Source organism: Granulicella aggregans, assembly GCF_014203275.1.
In the GTDB taxonomy this organism is placed as follows: domain Bacteria; phylum Acidobacteriota; class Terriglobia; order Terriglobales; family Acidobacteriaceae; genus Edaphobacter.
Genome location: NZ_JACHIP010000005.1, coordinates 428,328 through 445,216 on the forward strand (window position 1 = coordinate 428,328; position 16,889 = coordinate 445,216).

General features: G+C 61.3%; 13 protein-coding genes. 10 read left to right on the plus strand and 3 right to left on the minus strand.

Annotated elements, in window-relative coordinates; genetic code table 11:
- The first annotated feature begins 190 nt into the window (after positions 1-190).
- The 6 genes from HDF16_RS19005 to HDF16_RS19030 all read left to right on the plus strand — a co-directional run bounded on the left by HDF16_RS19005 (position 191) and on the right by HDF16_RS19030 (position 5,550).
- Positions 191-1,450, plus strand: coding sequence for a competence/damage-inducible protein A (locus tag HDF16_RS19005; protein WP_184220213.1), 1,260 nt, complete (start codon positions 191-193; stop codon positions 1,448-1,450).
- A 209-nt stretch (positions 1,451-1,659) separates the two neighbouring features.
- Positions 1,660-1,797 (plus strand): hypothetical protein, encoded by a 138-nt coding sequence (locus HDF16_RS19010; protein ID WP_184220216.1) that lies wholly within the window; start codon positions 1,660-1,662, stop codon positions 1,795-1,797.
- Between the two features lie 23 nt (positions 1,798-1,820).
- The gene (locus HDF16_RS19015) at positions 1,821-3,056 is read left to right on the plus strand and encodes an alkaline phosphatase family protein (protein WP_184220219.1); all 1,236 of its coding nucleotides are present in this window, start codon (positions 1,821-1,823) and stop codon (positions 3,054-3,056) included.
- A gap of 17 nt (positions 3,057-3,073) precedes the next feature.
- Positions 3,074-3,454, plus strand: coding sequence for a hypothetical protein (locus tag HDF16_RS19020; RefSeq protein WP_184220222.1), 381 nt, complete (start codon positions 3,074-3,076; stop codon positions 3,452-3,454).
- The gene (locus HDF16_RS19025) at positions 3,451-4,893 is read left to right on the plus strand and encodes a hypothetical protein (RefSeq protein ID WP_184220225.1); all 1,443 of its coding nucleotides are present in this window, start codon (positions 3,451-3,453) and stop codon (positions 4,891-4,893) included. Before HDF16_RS19020 ends, HDF16_RS19025 begins: the two co-directional genes overlap by 4 nt.
- Positions 4,894-5,142: 249 nt before the next feature.
- On the plus strand, positions 5,143-5,550 hold the full coding sequence (locus HDF16_RS19030; protein ID WP_184220228.1) for a VOC family protein: 408 nt from the start codon (positions 5,143-5,145) through the stop codon (positions 5,548-5,550).
- A gap of 82 nt (positions 5,551-5,632) precedes the next feature.
- On the opposite strand, the gene HDF16_RS19035 is transcribed toward HDF16_RS19030, so the two are convergent.
- Positions 5,633-7,456, minus strand: coding sequence for a glycoside hydrolase family 13 protein (locus HDF16_RS19035; protein WP_246409298.1), 1,824 nt, complete (start codon positions 7,454-7,456; stop codon positions 5,633-5,635).
- Between the two features lie 86 nt (positions 7,457-7,542).
- The gene (locus HDF16_RS19040; protein ID WP_184220234.1) at positions 7,543-9,543 is read right to left on the minus strand and encodes a peptidylprolyl isomerase; all 2,001 of its coding nucleotides are present in this window, start codon (positions 9,541-9,543) and stop codon (positions 7,543-7,545) included.
- Between the two features lie 370 nt (positions 9,544-9,913).
- Here HDF16_RS19040 and HDF16_RS19045 point away from each other — a divergent pair, with 370 nt between their 5' ends.
- The 4 genes from HDF16_RS19045 (at position 9,914) to HDF16_RS19060 (ending at position 15,308) form a co-directional block, all read left to right on the plus strand.
- Positions 9,914-11,542: a S41 family peptidase gene (locus HDF16_RS19045; RefSeq protein ID WP_184220237.1), complete on the plus strand. Its 1,629-nt coding sequence runs from the start codon at positions 9,914-9,916 to the stop codon at positions 11,540-11,542.
- Between the two features lie 280 nt (positions 11,543-11,822).
- Positions 11,823-12,776 carry a uracil-DNA glycosylase gene (locus HDF16_RS19050; protein WP_184220240.1) on the plus strand — a complete coding sequence of 318 codons (954 nt, stop codon included), beginning with the start codon at positions 11,823-11,825 and terminating at the stop codon, positions 12,774-12,776.
- Between the two features lie 83 nt (positions 12,777-12,859).
- Positions 12,860-13,519 (plus strand): hypothetical protein, encoded by a 660-nt coding sequence (locus HDF16_RS19055; RefSeq protein WP_184220243.1) that lies wholly within the window; start codon positions 12,860-12,862, stop codon positions 13,517-13,519.
- 193 nt (positions 13,520-13,712) lie between these two features.
- The gene (locus HDF16_RS19060; RefSeq protein ID WP_184220246.1) at positions 13,713-15,308 is read left to right on the plus strand and encodes a DUF5597 domain-containing protein; all 1,596 of its coding nucleotides are present in this window, start codon (positions 13,713-13,715) and stop codon (positions 15,306-15,308) included.
- A 20-nt stretch (positions 15,309-15,328) separates the two neighbouring features.
- Here HDF16_RS19060 and HDF16_RS19065 read toward each other — a convergent pair whose 3' ends face one another.
- Positions 15,329-16,828, minus strand: a complete 1,500-nt coding sequence (locus HDF16_RS19065; protein WP_184220249.1) for a GGDEF domain-containing protein — start codon at positions 16,826-16,828, stop codon at positions 15,329-15,331.
- Positions 16,829-16,889: the final 61 nt, after the last annotated feature.

Sequence of the window (16,889 nt, forward strand, 5' to 3'; positions counted from 1 at the left end):
AACAAACCACCGTCCCTCAACTCCGTGCCCCATTCATCGCTCCTTTGTCTCGTGCAATGAGTGGGATCGCCACATCCCCACCACTTGTCATCCATCGACTCAATCAGAGGATCCCCTTCCAGCACTTCCGCGCCACAAATTCCACATCTTCCCGTATCCCTCCGCCCAATCTTCGTATCTCATAGTAGACATGATCGCTGAAATCATCGCCGCCGGCTCCGAGATGCTCACGCCCTTCCGGCAGGACACCAACTCCCTCTATCTCACCTCCGAGCTCAACGCCCTCGGCGTCTCCGTAGCCTTCAAGACCATCGTGGGCGACAACCTCCAGCACCTCACCGCCGCCGCAGCTGTCGCATTGATGCGCGCCAACATCGTGATCCTCTCCGGTGGTCTCGGTCCCACCGAAGACGACCTCACCCGCGAAGCCGTCGCCTCTGCCCTCGACATCTCCCTCGTCCGCGACGAAAAACTCCTCGCCGACCTCGAAGCCCGTTTCGCCAAACGCGGCATCCCCATGACCGCCAATAACTCCAAGCAGGCCGATGTGCTTGAAGGCGCCGAAATCCTCCCCAACATCAACGGCAGCGCCGCCGGTCAGTTCCTCGTCACCAACGTCACCGACCCCCTCGGCAATCAGCACCGCCGCATCGTCATCCTCCTCCCCGGCCCACCCCGCGAGCTCAAGCCCCTCTTCGCAGCCGAGGTCAAGCACCGCCTCGTCTTCCTCGTCCCCGAGCGCCATATGGCCAAGCGCGTCCTCCGCATGGCCCTCCTTCCCGAGTCCCAGGTCGACGCCCGCACCGCTCCCATCTACAAGCAGTTTCCCGATGTCGAGACCACCATCCTCGCCCACGCCGGAGAGATCCAGCTTCACTTCCAGGCATCCGCGAAGACCGCCACCGAAGCCCAGTCCCAGGTAGACAACCTCGCTTCTCTCATCAAGGCGGAGATGGGCGAAGCCATCTTCTCCTCCGACAACAGTTCCCTTGAAGAGGTCGTCCTCGATCTCCTCGCCGCGAAGAACTTCACTCTCGCCACCGCCGAGTCCTGCACCGGCGGCCTCCTCGCCCAGCGCGTCACCGCCATTCCCGGAAGCTCGAAGCAATTCCTTGGCGGAGCGGTCGTCTACAGCAATCTCCTGAAAACCGCCTTCGCCGATGTCCCAGCCGAAATGATCGCCACCCACGGCGCGGTCAGCGAACCCGTAGCCCGCGCGCTTGCGCAAGGAATTCGCAAGCGCACAAACGCCTCGGTCGGCATCGGCATTACCGGCATCGCCGGACCGACCTCTGCCGACACTAGCAAGCCCATCGGCCTCGTCTACATCGGCCTGGCCACGCCCACCGCCACCACCGTCACTCAGCACAACTTCACAGGCGACCGCGACCGGGTCCGATGGTGGTCCTCTCAACAAGCCCTCGAACTCCTCCGCCAATCCCTCCTCTAAAGCGAGCCCCACACCAAAATCTGTGCCCCATTCATCGCAGCACTATCGCGATGAGTGGGTGAGTCGCGACGACCTTCACTCGTCGCCACAGATGCGAGCGGTCCTACAACCCTGGCCCAATTCCGCCGCGAAGGGTTTGACCGAAAGCGGCTCTCCCCTCAATCTCCCTCCTCGTCTTGCCCCTTGACTCCCCTCGAAACTGGATTACCATGATCCGTCAAAGATTCCCTGTAACGTTTGTCGCAGCCTTCCTCACCATCAGTCAGACGGGCCCCGCAAGCTGCGATTCTGGGAATCCTTATCCCGCATCAGGCCACGCTCAGTTCATCACCAGCGGCTATGCGTAATCCCGCATCTATGGAGGAATTCGATGGCGCTCGACCGTACTCTGCCAGGAATTCAAAACCTCAAGCACGTCGTCGTTCTCATGATGGAGAACCGTTCCTTCGACCACATGCTCGGCGCGCTCAAGGCCACCAACCCCGCCATCGACGGCCTCGACGGCACCGAATCCAACCCCGACACCACCGGCGCGAAGGTCACCGTCCAGCCGCTCGCCGAGTATCAAAGCCAGCTCGACCCCGACCCCAACCACCACTTCGCCGCCGTCAATCTGCAGATCTTCAACAGCAACCAGCATGGAGCGCCCCTGCCTGCCACGATGCAGGGCTTCGTCGCCAGCTACTTCAACCAGCAGCAAAACACAAAACACTCCCAGAAGATCCTCTACTACTTCACGCCGGACAAACTCCCGGTCCTCACCACGCTCGCAAACCAGTACGCCGTCTTCAATCGCTGGTTCGCCTCCATCCCCGGCCCTACCATCTGCAACCGAGCCTTCGCCCACTACGGCACCTCCTTCGGCCAGGTCAGCATGGACATCTTCTACGAAGGCAAAGACATCCCCGCCATCTACACCCGCCTGCTCGCCTCCGACCACACCACCAAGCTCTTCTACTTCGACGAAGCCAGCTCCACCATGGAAGTCGTCAACCTCCTGCAGAACGAGCCTGCCATCTTCGGCACCTTCCCCGACTTCCTCTCCGCCTGCGAGCAAAACGCTCTTCCCGACTACTGCTTCATCGAGCCCAACTACACCGACCACCCCGCCCCCGACGGCAGTGGCGAAGCCATCGCCTGCGACCAGCATCCCGATCACGACGTCCGCGCCGGCGAGCAGTTCATCGCCCAGGTCTACAACGCCATCCGCGGCAATCCCGATCTCTGGCCGCACACCGCAATCCTCGTCGTCTACGACGAGCACGGCGGCATCTACGACCACGTCCCGCCGCCATCCTGCCCTGCCGACGCACCCTACACCGCGCAACCAGCCGACACGGGCACCCTCGACTCCTTCATCTTCGATCGCCTCGGAGTCCGCGTCCCTGCCATCCTCATCTCCCCATGGGTCGCCGCCGGCACCGTCATCAACGAGACCTTCGATCACGCCAGCATTCCCGCCACGGTCAGCGACTTCCTGCAGCTCCCACCGGGCAAGACCTCAGTCCGTGAGCAGAACGCCAACACCTTCCTCGGCAACCTCACGCTTGCCACCATGCGCACCGACGACGAGTGCCCCACCTTCGTCCTTCAACCTTCCAACTGATAGCAGGAGGCAGTCCCGTGGAACCTATCGTCGTCCCCGCGCCACCGCGCTCCGCTTACAACCACAATCGCCGCATCTCCGACCTGCTTCTCAGCCAGCTCAAGCACTTTCAGCACGTCGAGAAAAAGAGCGGCGACTTCGGCATCGATCCCGAGATCGCCCGCAACATCCACACCGAAGGCGGCGCCGCGAAGTACATCGCCGCCATCACCACGACGCTCCGCGCCCGGGGCCTCGCGGGCACCGCAACACAACCGGCCCTCAGCTTCGTTCCAACAAGAAAGTCCTCGAAGAAGCAGCCTAATGCCGCGCCTCTCGCCATCGCTGCCGCCGCAGCGCCAAACAAGCACCCCGCGAAGAAGTCCGCTGCGAAGAAACTCGCGAAGGGGAAGAAATGAAGCCCCGACTGTCACTCTTCCCCGCCGCTCTCCTCATCGCTCAGCTCTCGATGACGCACACGACTGCCTCAGCTCAGGGCGGCAACGAAAGCCGCATCCACTCCGACTTCCGCCGCGAGTGGCTCGAGCTCCACCCGTGTCAGCAGCAACTCGTCAAGCCCTGCTCCACCTTCACTTTCGGCCATCTTGCCGGCATCGGCCAGACGCTCGTCCTCGGCCAGCCGCTGCACATCGCGGTCGGCAGCCTCGCCCCGCAAAACGGCTTCGCCCCCGGCCTAGCCTTCGTCGAGCACAAGGACTTCGCCAGCGAGCGCCGCCTCACCTTCAACGCCGACGCCGTCGCCAGCACCAAGCTCTCATGGCGCGCCGGAACCTACCTCACAACCTACAAGCTCCCGCAATCGAACCGGACTATCGGCGTAGTCATGGGCACGCCCACCTCGAAGCAGAAGTCTCCCTCCGTCCTCGTCTCCCCCGTCTTCAACCTCTATGCCGAAGCCACCTCGCTCAACCGCCTTTACTTCTACGGCCTCGGCCAGAACACCCTTCCTTCCGGCATATCCTCCTTCGGCCTCACCCAGACCATTGCCGGAGCCAGCGCCATCATCCCGCTCAACCGCCACGGCATCTCGTTTACCGGCGAGGTCAACGGCCGCGTCCCCCAGCTCCGCCCCGGCAACGACCCCGCCGTCCCCACCATCGCCGCTCTCTACACCGAAGCCTCAGCTCCCGGCCTCGCTCAGTCCGCAGCCTTCCTCCAGCCCGGCGTCGGCATACAGGTCCAGCCCGCCCTCTTCAACAATCGCCTGCGCCTGCACTACCTCGCCAACTTCCAGTACTTCGGCGCCATCAACGCGCCCTACACCTTCCGTCGTTGGACCGCCGACATCGGCCACGAGTTCGCCCTCAATCGCAAAGTCACCCTCATCGCCGCCAACCCCCAGAACGGCCCGGACTCCTGCGCCTCCGTAGGCTCCGCCTGCCCGCACATCTCGACCACCATCAACAACGAGGGCTCAATCAGCCTTCGCCTGTTGCTCAGCGGTTCAGCCGCCAACACAAAAAACGCCGTCCCCTTCTACTTCGACCCCACCACAGGCGGCTCCAACATCGACGGTAACCCCATCCTCGCCAGCTATCCCGACTACCGCTTCCGCTCACCAAACGTTGTCCTTCTCCGCGGCACCGCCGAACACTCGATCCCCAAAGTCCCTCTCGGCGTCTACTTCTCCGCCGACGCCGCCAAGTCGCCGCTCACCCGCAGCGGCATCGACTTCAACGGCCTCCGCACCAGCTACTCCGCCGGCCTGACCGTCCACGCTGGTGGCCTTCCGCTGGTCTATCTCCTCTTCGCGTGGGGCGGCAACGAAGGCACCCACACCGCCTTCTCCATCAGCAACACACTACTAGGCGGATCGCCCCGCCCCTCGCTCTTCTAACCGGCTGCCGTAATCCGGTTGCCACAGGGAAATGGGTGCCCCATTCATCGCAGTCCTATCGCGATGAGTGGGATCACTTCCCCAAAAGCGTCCGCGGTCCTGATTTGTTAGCTTTTGCCGTCATCCTGAGCGAAGCGAAGGACCCGCCATACCGTCGCCTGACCACATCCGCTCGAAGCTTTCAGCCACAAACACTCGCCACACTCACCCGGTGCTATCCTGCCTCCCACACCCCACGCGAGGCAGCTCATGCTCTATAACCGCTCCGTCCCTCCCTGCCCCGTCATCCCCGTCCTCTGCTATCCATCCCCGCAGGACGCCGCAGCATGGCTTCAGAACGCATTTGGGTTCACGATCCGTCTGATCATCGCCAACCACCGCATCCAGATGCGCGCGGGCGAAGGTTGCTTCACCATCGCCGAGGGCGACGCCGTTCCCAACCACTCCTGCACCGTGCAAGTCCGCATCCCCGACGCCATCGCACACTGCGAACGCGCCCGCGCTTCAGGTGCCACCATCCTTAGCGAAGTCCGCGACGAAGTTTACGGCGAGCGCCAATACACCGCGCAGGACTTTCACGGCCACCGATGGAACTTCACCGAAACCTACGCCGACATCGAACCAGAAAGCTGGGGCGGCACTTCAGTAGACCTATAAGGCCCGGGTGCCCCATCCATCGCAGTCCTATCGCGATGGGTGGGATGCACAACGCATCAAAGCGCCACAGCCAGGAAGCTACCTACTGTTTGTAGATCCGCGACTCCCAGGGCCCAAGGTTCAACGTCGAAGCATTCGCCTGATGCGACGAAGGAATATCAGATAGCAATAGCGTCCCAGCCTTCAACCCATCCGGCAGGGTATACGTCTGAGCGCTCGAGCCGAAGTTCTCTACCACCAGGTACTTCTCTTCACCCAGCGTCCGCGTATACGCATACACCTTCTCGTTTTTCGGATCGAGATCCTTGTAATCGCCATAGACGAAAGCGCGCGTACCCGCCCGCAGCTTGATCAGCGCGCGCATATAGTTCAGCACCGAAGCCGGATCAGCCTCTTCCGCAGCCGCATTGATCTCCGTGTAGTTCGGATTGACCGCCAGCCAAGGGTGATCGCCAGTAGTAAATCCAGCTTCGGAAGAGCCATCCCATTGCATCGGTGTCCGCGCATTGTCGCGAGTCACCTTGGCCTGCCCCGCAAGGAAAGCTTCAGCCGAAACCTTGCCCGACTCCACCTGATCCTTATAAGCATTCTTGATGGCAATGTCGTTGTAGTCAGAAAGCTTCTTGAACGGATAGTCCGTCATACCAAGCTCGTCGCCTTGATAGAGAAACGGCGTGCCCCGCAATGTCAGGATCATCGTCTCGAAGAGCTTTGCGGATGGAACACGCATGGCTGGCGAATCATCACCAAACGTCGAGACAATCCGTGGATTATCGTGGTTCGAGAGAAAGACCGTGTCCCAGTCGTGCTTGGTCAGCACGCTGGCGTGCGCATCGTAGATCGACTTAAGCTGCGACAGCGACCACGGCCCAAGCACGCTGGGCCCAAAGTCAGGTCGACCCAGCTTGATCGCATCGAAGTTGAAGATCATGTTCAACTCATGCCGCCGTTCGTCCACCAGCGAGTTCGTCTGAGCCAGAGTCGTGCCCGTCGCTTCACCCACGGTCATGGTGTCGTACTTCGCAAGCACCTCGCGATTCATCTCGTGAAGATACTCAGGCAGCCGCGGCCCATTGGCGTAAGCGTTTGGCGGGTTCTGAAGCTGCTCCGGCGTAAGATCAGGCATCCCCGCAGGCTTCGAGATCAGCGGGATCACGTCCATGCGAAAACCATCGACACCTTTATCCAGCCAGAACCGCATCAGGCTGTAGACCTCTGCACGGACCTTAGGCTCGTCCCAGTTCAGATCAGGCTGCTTCGCCGCAAAGTAATGGAGGTAATACTCATTCGTCTTAGGATCTAGTGACCATGCAGACCCGGAGAAGTACGACGGATAGTTATTGGGCGGTGTACGGGTGCCATCCGCCGCCGTGTGCCCCGGCCTCCAAATATAAAAGTCGCGATACGGATTCGTCTTGCTGCTCCGCGATTCGACGAACCACTTGGTCTCGTCTGATGTGTGATTCACAACAAGATCGATGATGAGCCGCATATGCCGCTGCTTGATGCCGGCGAGCAGGCTATCGAAGTCGCCCATGTCGCCGAACTCTTTCATGACCTTGCGATAGTCGCGGATGTCGTAGCCGCCATCGACATTGGGCGAGTCATAGTGCGGACTCAGCCAGATCACATTCACGCCCAGCTTCTGCAGATAGTCCAGCTTCGAGATGATGCCCGGTATATCCCCAATGCCGTCGCCATTCGAATCTTTGAACGAGCGCGGATAGATCTGGTAGACAACGGCTTCCTTCCACCACTTCGGCTCATAGCCATTGACGAGCTGTTGAGCGGGAATCGCAGAGACAAAGGACAACAGAACGGCGGCAACAAAGGCGCGAAGAATACGAGTCCGGAACATGCGTGGAATTGTACCGCCAGACTGCAAAGACTGGCGCAAGGTCAACATCGTCGCTCTACTCAACCCGCCCGCACACAAAACAAAAACGCGAGAGCCTAAGCTCTCGCGTTCTTGCCCTTACCCCTTCAAATCATCTACATCGTCGGCGGCGGAGTAGGGATTGGAGTGCCCGGCGTCGCTGGAGTCGTATCGCCCGAAGGCGGCGCTCCCGGAGCAGGTGCAGTCGCCGGTGGGAGTTGATCGGTAGCCGGAGCCTTGGTCGCCGGAGTTGTGGACGTCGGATGGTAAGGAGTCGGATACACCCCGTTCTCATCTGGCTTCGGCGCATTCGGGTCCTTCGGCTTCGGCGTCAAACGCTCCTTCGCTTCACCCTTCTTGCGCTTCACCTTCTTCTTCTTCGCCGTATCGCCATTCAACCCCAGCGGAGCAGCCTGAGTCTGCTTCGTCGCCTTCTCGTCAGTCGTCATGGCAACAGGAGTCGCAATCGCCTTGTCCTGCGCCTTCGCCGTCTTCACCTTCTCCTTGCGCAGCTTCACTTCAGGAGCCTTGGCGCTGAAACGCGTCTTCTTCTCCGGTCCCAGCTTCGGAGCCAACGGATCGGCATCCGAATCGCTCAGCGCCGAAGTGCTCGCTCCCTCAAGCGGAGCCACCGGCGCAATCGCCGTGCCCGGAGCGGGCAGCGTCGAGCTTCCGCCCGGACCGGCATTGTCCGCCCGCCCAATTCCCGTATCCACCAGCGCGCCACTCCCCTTGGTCACAGGTCCCGCAGGCAGTGCCTGTTCCGGCGACTGACCATACCGGATCTTCTCGCGCTTCACCTTCTTCGGCTTGCCATGCTTGTCCAGCTTGATCACCGCCGGCTTGGCGACCGCAGCAGGCGCACTCGCCGCCACATTCGTCGCTCCGCCACCGCGATCGAACCGCTTCTTGTTCGCCTTCTTCTGCTTCTTCGAGACCGGCGCGGCATATGCGCTGAATACCGGCTTGGTCTGCTTGGTGCTCGAACCCGCATCCACAAATCCACTCTTGATGTCGATGAACGCATTCTCGCGAAGCTTCGTCAGGTAGGCGCGCAGCGCGGGCTGCATCTGCTCGGCGTACATCGCCTCCTGCACCTGCTGCTCCACGTCCTTCAGAGGGGGCGTGCCCTCGGCCTGATGCGCCGTCACCTTCAAAATCACAAATCCCTGTCGCGTCCGGATCGGAGCCGTATTCTCGCCCGGCTGCAACGAGAACGTCTGATCCTCCAGCACCTTCGCCAGCGACCCGCGCTTGAACAATCCCAGATCGCCGCCCTGCGCCGCCGTCTGTCCACCCGAGATCAGCTTCGCCAGGTCCTCAAACTTGTCGCCCGCCTTGATCTGCTTGGCGATCCCGTCGGCCTTGGCCTTCGCTTGGTCGATCTGCTCCTGCGTCGCGTTATCCGGCGTCGGCACCAGGATCTCGCTCAGCTTCACCTGCTCTGGTTGCGAGAACTCCGCCTTGTGCGCTTCGTAGAACGCCTGCTCCGCGCTCTGCGTCAGTTGCAGCCTGCGACCCACTTCGTCGCGGACTACCTGCTGCGAGATGATGCTGTTCTTAATGTTCGCCTTGAAGTCCTCGAAGCTCACGCCCTGCTGACGCGCCGCCTTCTCCAGGTCTTCCATCGATTCCAGCTTGTTCTGCTTGCGAATCTCGTCCAGCCGCCGGATCACCTCAGCATCGGCATTGATGCCCAGTTCCTTGCCTCGCGACAGCAATAGTTGCTGGTCGATCAGGTCGCGCAGCAGCGTCTTCTGCCTGTCCGCAGTCTCCTCCGGAGTAGCATGGGCAGTCTGAGCATCCTGCTCAAGCTGCTGCTCCGCGCGCTCCAGATCGCTGCGGTTGATGATCTGGTCGTTCACCTGGACGATCACGTCCTCGACTACCGTGCCGTTCGGCGTAATCGGCGCCGGCAGCGGAAGCGATATCTGCGGCACAGGCGCATTCACCTGTCCCTGCGCGATCGGGCTCTGATAATGAGGTGTCTGTGCAACCCCGCCTGGCGTCAGGGCCATCTGCGCCGCCAGCACCGCGACCCCACTCCACACCAGACCGCTACGCCGTACGCTGTTCACTCCGCCCAATACCGTCACCTGCAAATCGCTAAGAATCATCTTTACCCGCAAACTCTTCCCGGTCGGAACTTGAAAGTCCGCCACTGCCTCTACGCCTGCCCGTATCCATAGAAACCGGCAGAGCGCACCGATTGGACGCAGTCTCTCTCGCGTCTGTCATCGGTGCCTCCCATTCTAAATGCCGCCACCCCAACACGCGAATCCGTCCTTCCGCTCAGCGAAAGATCGGGTGCCCATCCATGCAGTCTCACCGCATGGGTGGGACATTCGTGCAGAGCACGAACGCTTTCCTCCCCCATACCACCACACCCCCGCTTACCCCCCCGGTGTATACTTCGTCCAACGCAAGGTCTGCGCTTTTAACCCGTCCCCGGCCAACGCGCCGCCTTATTTCGAGGTACACCAAGCAATGGCCCCACGCACTCGCCGCGCCCTCTTCTCCGCGACCCTCTTTCTTGCCACTTGCGCCGTTCTAGGGTCTGCAATCAGCCATAAAGTGGCTGCCCAATCGGCATCCGACGAGTCCACCCTCCGCGACTCCCTCCACTCCTTCACCAATGTCTACTCTGTCGTCGAGCAGAACTACGCCGAAAAGCTCGACTCCGACAAGATCGACAAGGCCGTCTACGACGGCGCGATCCCGGGCATGCTCCACACCCTCGATCCCCATTCCAACTTCTTCGATCCGAAGGCCTTCGCCCAGATGCGCGAAGACCAGCACGGCAAGTACTACGGCGTCGGCATGTCCATCCAGCCGCAGCCCGACAAAGCCGGCAACAGCATCAAGATCGTCGTCCTGGCCCCCTTCGAGGGCTCACCTTCCTATAAAGCCGGTATTCGCCCCGGCGACGTCATTCGCACCATCGACGGCAAACCCACCACCGGCATGGACTCCGCCGCCGTCGCCTCCCAGCTCAAAGGACCTAAGGGCACCCACGTCGCCGTAGGCATGGAGCGCGAAGGCACCCCTAAGCCCATCGTCTTCGACCTGGTCCGCGACGACATCACCCGTCCTTCGGTCGACCTCGCCTTCAACGTCCGTCCCGGCATCGGCTACATCCGCGTCACCAGCTTCATCGAAACCACCAGCCGCGAAGTCGGTGACGCCATCGACACACTCAACAAAGATAACGATATGAAGGGCCTCATACTCGACCTCCGCGGCAATCCCGGTGGCCTGATGATCGAAGCCGTAAACATGTCCGACAAGTTCCTTTCGAAGGGACAGATCGTAGTCTCGCAACGCGGTCGCGCCTTCCCCGACCAGGTCTATCGCGCCTCTCACGGCGAACAAGGCACGAAGTACCCCATCGTCGTCCTCGTCAACCGCGGAACGGCATCCGCCGCCGAGATCGTCTCCGGCGCACTTCAGGATCACGACCGCGCTCTCATCGCCGGCGAAACCACCTTCGGCAAGGGCCTCGTCCAGACCGTCTTCCAGATCTCCGAGAACACCGGCCTCGCCCTGACGACTTACCACTACTACACCCCGTCCGGTCGCCTCATCCAGCGCAACTACGACAACGTCTCCCTCTACGACTACTACTACGTCCGCGACCAGGGCACCGCTCCCAAAGACAAGTCGAACCTCGAGGTCAAGCTCACCGACTCCGGACGCACCGTCTACGGCGGCGGCGGCATCACCCCCGACGAGAAGATCGACCCCACCAAGGCGAACCACTTCCAGAACACCCTCTACCAGCACTACGCCTTCTTCGACTTCAGCAAGCACTACCTCGCCAACCACACCATCGCCCGCGACTTCACCGTCGACGACGCGGTCATGCAGCAATTCAAGGACTTCCTCAAGTCCCAGGACGTCGAATACAACGACGCCGACATCGCCGGCGTAAACGACTGGTTGAAGGCCAGCATCAAGAGCGAGCTCTTCAAGAGCCAGTTCGGCCAAACCGAAGGCCTCAAGGTCACCGCCGCATGGGATCCTGAGGTAGCCAAGGCCATCACCTTCCTACCCGAAGCCCAGACCCTCGCCGACCGCACCAAGACCGGCACTAAGGTCGCTAGCCTCAACCGCTAGTCTGGACATGCCGCTGCAAGATGAAGCCCGCCAAAAGGCGGGCTTCATCTTTGCCCTTCCTCTTTAGCCTTGCGTTGTCATCCGGCTTTATCTTGTCATCCTTCGCGAAGGGGAGGATCTGCTGCTACCGTTGCCCGTTCTTGCCGTTGCCCGTTCTAGCCGTTGTTTGTTCTTGCCGTCATCCTGAGCGCAGCGAAGGACCCGCCACACCGCTCACCTACCCCAGCCGTTCGACCCTTTCCGCCACGAAACCCACCATTCAACCCCGTACAATCGACCCATGGCCCCCGCAACAGACCAGCTCCGCGCATATGTGGAATACCTCCGCGACCTGGGCATCCACGACCTCTACCGCCAATCCGACCCTCTCCCCGCAGCCGAACTCGCCACCCTCCTGGCCGAATTCGCCCCGGCACCCCCAGCGCCCGCAACAAAGCCCCCGGCCGTCAAAGTCGCAACCCCGCCTCCAGCAACCCGGCCCGCGACCTCATCAGCCTCCCCATTCGCCCCACCAAAGACCCCACCGGCATCCCTAAACCTCAAACCCGCCGAAGCCCCCGCTCCCGCCCGTCCAAGCTTCCTGGAGGTCCCCATCCCCAAGCCAAAATCCTTCGACGAGCTGATGCCCCTCCCGCAAGACCGCATCGCCCCCGACCAGCGCCCCGCCGCCCTACAGGCCATCCGCGACCTCATCGGCGATTGCACCCGTTGCCCTCTCGCCTACGCCGGCCGCCGCACCATCGTCTTCGGCGACGGCGACCCCAACGCCCGCCTCATGTTCGTCGGCGAGGGCCCCGGCGCCGACGAGGACGCCTCCGGCCTCCCCTTCGTCGGCAAGGCCGGCCAGCTTCTCAACAACATGATCAACGCCATGGGCCTCAAACGCGAGCAGGTCTACATCGCAAATGTGGTCAAGTGCCGCCCCCCGGCCAACCGCACCCCGGAGCCCGTCGAGGCCAACACCTGCAGCCCCTTCCTGCTCGAACAGATTGATGTCATTCGCCCCGAAGTCATTGTCGCCCTCGGAGCCACCGCCGCCACCTATCTCCTCGGAGTCAAACAGTCCCTCGGCTCCCTCCGCGGCACCTGGCACTCCTGCCGAGGCGCGAAGGTCGCCGTCACCTACCATCCCGCCTTCCTCCTCCGCGACCCCACCCAAAAGGGCGAAGCCTGGAAAGACCTCCAGCGCGTCATGGCGGAATTAGGGTTGAAATCACCGTCTAAGATGTCGTGACTTAATCGATGATCGATCCTGAATTCTCTGGGGAATTTGCTTGTGTAAGATCTCTTATCGAGCTTTTCTGTAAGGAGCATTAGATGACCATGCAGGTTGGGATGATAGCTAAGGACGGGATCGTCCTGGCGAGCGATACATGGTGGAGCAGGTCTCCGAAGCCGGGGCACTCTGGTACACATCATGGGTGGGACAGCTCCAAATTTGTTATTAACGACGCAAAAAATATTGCTGTGGCTTGTGCGAGAGACAAGATCACGTCTACTCGTATAGCAGAAGCAATCGTGTCGAAGATGTCCGCAGCAGAACCTGCGGGTAACCGTGAGCAGAGAATCCGGCAAGTTGCCTCAGTGGCGGCAGAAGGGCACGACGTGGAATGCCTGATTGCATTTGCGGGATCAGATCCTGGCTTATACCTTTTCCAGCATGTGAATCAAGGTGCAGACGTTATAAGCGACAGAATTATCAAGTTCGCTCATACTGGGGACTCTACAAATGCGGCGCTTTTTTGGCTTATGCGCTACTACCAACACGACAAGACAGTCTTGCAACTAATGGGCTTAGCTAGTCACACAGTTTTAGCTGCGAAGGAGTTTAACAGCGCCCTAATTAGTGGGCTAGAAATTGTGTATAGCGATGGATCGGAATTTCATAGATTGAGTCCTCATGAGAACAATGAATGGGTCATGCGATCTAAGGGATGGGAGGCGCAGATAGAAGAGTTGATTATGGGAGTAACTTAGCCGGGTGCCCCACATCTCGATTTGAGATGTGGGAAAGTAAAACGCTCAACTGCTTCCTGGTACCGGTCATCTCATCCATCGCTGCCTGAGATCAATGCACGGAACCTTCGCACAAAATCCCGAATCGCCCTCCCCATTCGCACCACCCCTTCCCACCCATCGACTCAATCCCGTATCCTCCTCGCACTCACTTATGCGACTCCTTCCGCTCCTCCTGCTAGCCTCCACCACCCTCCTCTCCGCCGCTGCATCCGAGCTTCCGCGCGTCGAGAAAACGTCTACCGGCTCCTACCGCATGATGGTCGACGGCCACCCCTATCTCATCCTCGGCGCCCAGACCCGAAACTCCTCCGGCTGGCCCGAACAATTAGAGAAAGCCTGGCCCCTCTACAAACAGCTCCACGCCAACACCGCCGAGATCCCCGTCTACTGGGAGGTCATCGAGCCCCAGCCCGGCCACTTCGACTTCACCTCCGTCGACCGCATCCTCGACGGCGCTCGCAAGAACGACCTCCGCCTCGTCCTCCTCTGGTTCGCCACCTGGAAGAACGGCGAGATGGACTACGCCCCGCAGTGGGTCAAATCCGACACTGCAAAATACCCGCGCATGAGCGACCGCGTCGGCGACCAGATCCGCGTTCTCTCGCCCATCGCCGCCACCACCCGCACCGCCGACGCCACCGCCTTCGCCGCCCTCATGCGCCACCTCAAAGAGGTCGACTCCGACCAGCACACCGTCATCATGATGCAGGTAGAAAACGAGCCCGGCTCCCTCGAAAGCGACCGCGACTACTCCCCCGACGCCAACCGGCTATTCGCTGAAAAAGCGCCCGCTGAACTGACGAAGGCCCTCAACAAAAAGCCCGGTACCTGGCTCGAAGCCTTCGGCCCCGAAGAAGCTCCCGAAGCCTTCGCCGCCTACTATATTTCGACCTACATCAACACCGTAGCCAAAGCCGGCAAAGCCGAGTACCCCCTGCCCATGTACGTCAACGTCTGGCTGCGCGAGCGCAAATCTTTCGAGCGCCCCGGAGACGCCTACCCCAGCGGCGGCGCAACCTCCAACGTCCTCGACGTCTGGAAGGCCAACACCCCGTCCATCGACGCCATCGCCCCCGACAACTACGTCCTCGACTACGCCGGCTATCGCGACATCCTCCAAAAATACGGCCGCCCCGACAACCCTCTCTTCGTCCCCGAAACCATCCTCGGAGGCCTCGGCGCGCGATACATGTTCTACGCCATCGGCGAGTATCACTCGCTCTCCTTCGCCCCCTTCGGCCTCGACGCCCAGGTCCCCGCCGACTACCCCATCAAGCAGGAAGACCTCTTCCCCGGCCTCGCCCAAAACTTCAAGCTCCTCGCACCCGCCGTCGCCCAGATCTCCGACCTCCAGCAGAAGAACGCCATCCAGGTAGCCGTCGAAGAAGACCAGATCACCGACCTCCGCCAGCAATGGGAGAAGTTCGACTCCGTCGTCACCTTCGGCACACCCAAGCCCAGCTACGGCGGCCTCTTCGGCTCCGGCACCAAGAACAAGACCGGCCGAGCCATGGTCGCCGAGCTGGCCCCGGACGAGTTCCTCCTCTGCGGCTTCGACTCCCTCATCCGCTTCATGCCCCGCCGCGGCTCCGACCTACGAAAGGCCCAGTTCCTCTCCGCCGAAGAAGGCACCTTCGTCGACGGCAAGTGGCAGACCTCCCGCCTGCTCAACGGCGACGAAGTCTTCTTCGGCATCTCCTTCCCCGCCGAAGGCAAATGGGTCAAAGTCAAACTCAAGGCCTACTGATCAAAGCCGCACGAACCTCCTCAAGCCCCTAACGCTCTCCGCCCGCCAGCCGCAGGTTCATGGGCCTCCACCCGGTTCCTGCCGTCCTTCTTAGCCATGTAGAGAGCCGCATCCGCGCCCTCCACCAGCGCCTCCGAACGTCCAAATCTCTGCGGCACCGTGCTATGGCAGCCCACCGAGATCGTCACTACCCGATGCGGATTCCGCTCATGCTTCAACCCCATCGCCTCTACCGCCGCCCGCATTCGCTCCCCCACCATCAACGCTCCCGTCTGGTCCGTCCCCGGCATCAGGACAAAGAACTCCTCGCCTCCATACCGCCCGACCAGGTCCGTTGCCCTATAGCCTTCGCCAGCCAGTGCCGCCGCAATCCGACGCAGGCACTGATCTCCCGCAGGGTGGCCATAGGAGTCGTTGAACATCTTGAAGCAGTCCACGTCGATCATCAACAGCCCAACTGGCCGCCGTTCCCGTATCGCCCTCTTCCACTCGACGGCCAGAGTGGCGTCGAACCGCCTCCGGTTCGCCAGCCCCGTTAGTCCATCCCTGGTAGCCAGCTCCTCCATGCCATCGCACGCCTCGCGCAAGTCCCGCTCTAGCGCGTCACGCTCCATCATCATCATGCTGACCGGAAAACAGCTCAGCATGCACATCGCCAGGTACACCTGCAGGACGATGATCCGGTACTCGCCCTGCACGAACGCGAACGGACCTCGCCCATGCAACGTCGCAATTGCACCCAGGATCGCCAGCAGGTTCACCGCCAGCACCGACGCGCTGAACCCGAGACGCACCGCCACCAGCAGCAGGACCGGCAGCACCATGAACGACACCGGAAGAGGCCGGTGCCCAAAGACCACCGCGCCTACGCCAGCCGCTAGTCCAGCTACGGCCAGGGTCTTCGGCAAAGCCCGCCACCGAAAAATCGCATAGGTCTCCGGGCTCAGCAGCACGAGCGCCAGCGGCAGCCACAACACGATGCCCAGCGAGTCTGCGGAGAACCAGTTCTTCGCCTCCGTCCAGAAGCTCACATGCAACTCGCGCGAGAAGACGATTCCAACCGGAATCGACGTAACCATGGGTCCAAGCAACACCGGAAACGCGATGAAACGCAGCAGCAGGTCGCGCTCCCTCATCCAGCCCGAAAGGTTGGTAAACGGCGGCAGCGCGTATGCCGTAACCATGACTTCCGCCACATCGCAGACTGTATCGACCACCATCTCGTCGAACAAGTAAGCCCGTTCGGCGAAGATATGTCCGAAAACGATCCCCAGCACCACCCACGGCCAGCGCCGCCTTGGGAGCTTGAGCAACACCGCCGTCACCAGGCCAACCATCGGCCAGCAGACGGCGATCCCATTGCCAAACAGAAGCACCAGGCTCAGCTTCATCAGGATCGTGAAGCACACCGCGCTGACGCAGGTGGTCGCGAATGCCTGCAGCCACTTCTTCCGATCGAAGTACTCGATGACTCTCCGGGCGGTGCCGCGCACGCGCGATCGAATCGTGGTCGCGCCCATGTCGAGCCTCCATGAGTCCACATCGGCAGCGAGCCAATCCGCATTACCGGTTCGATTGCCG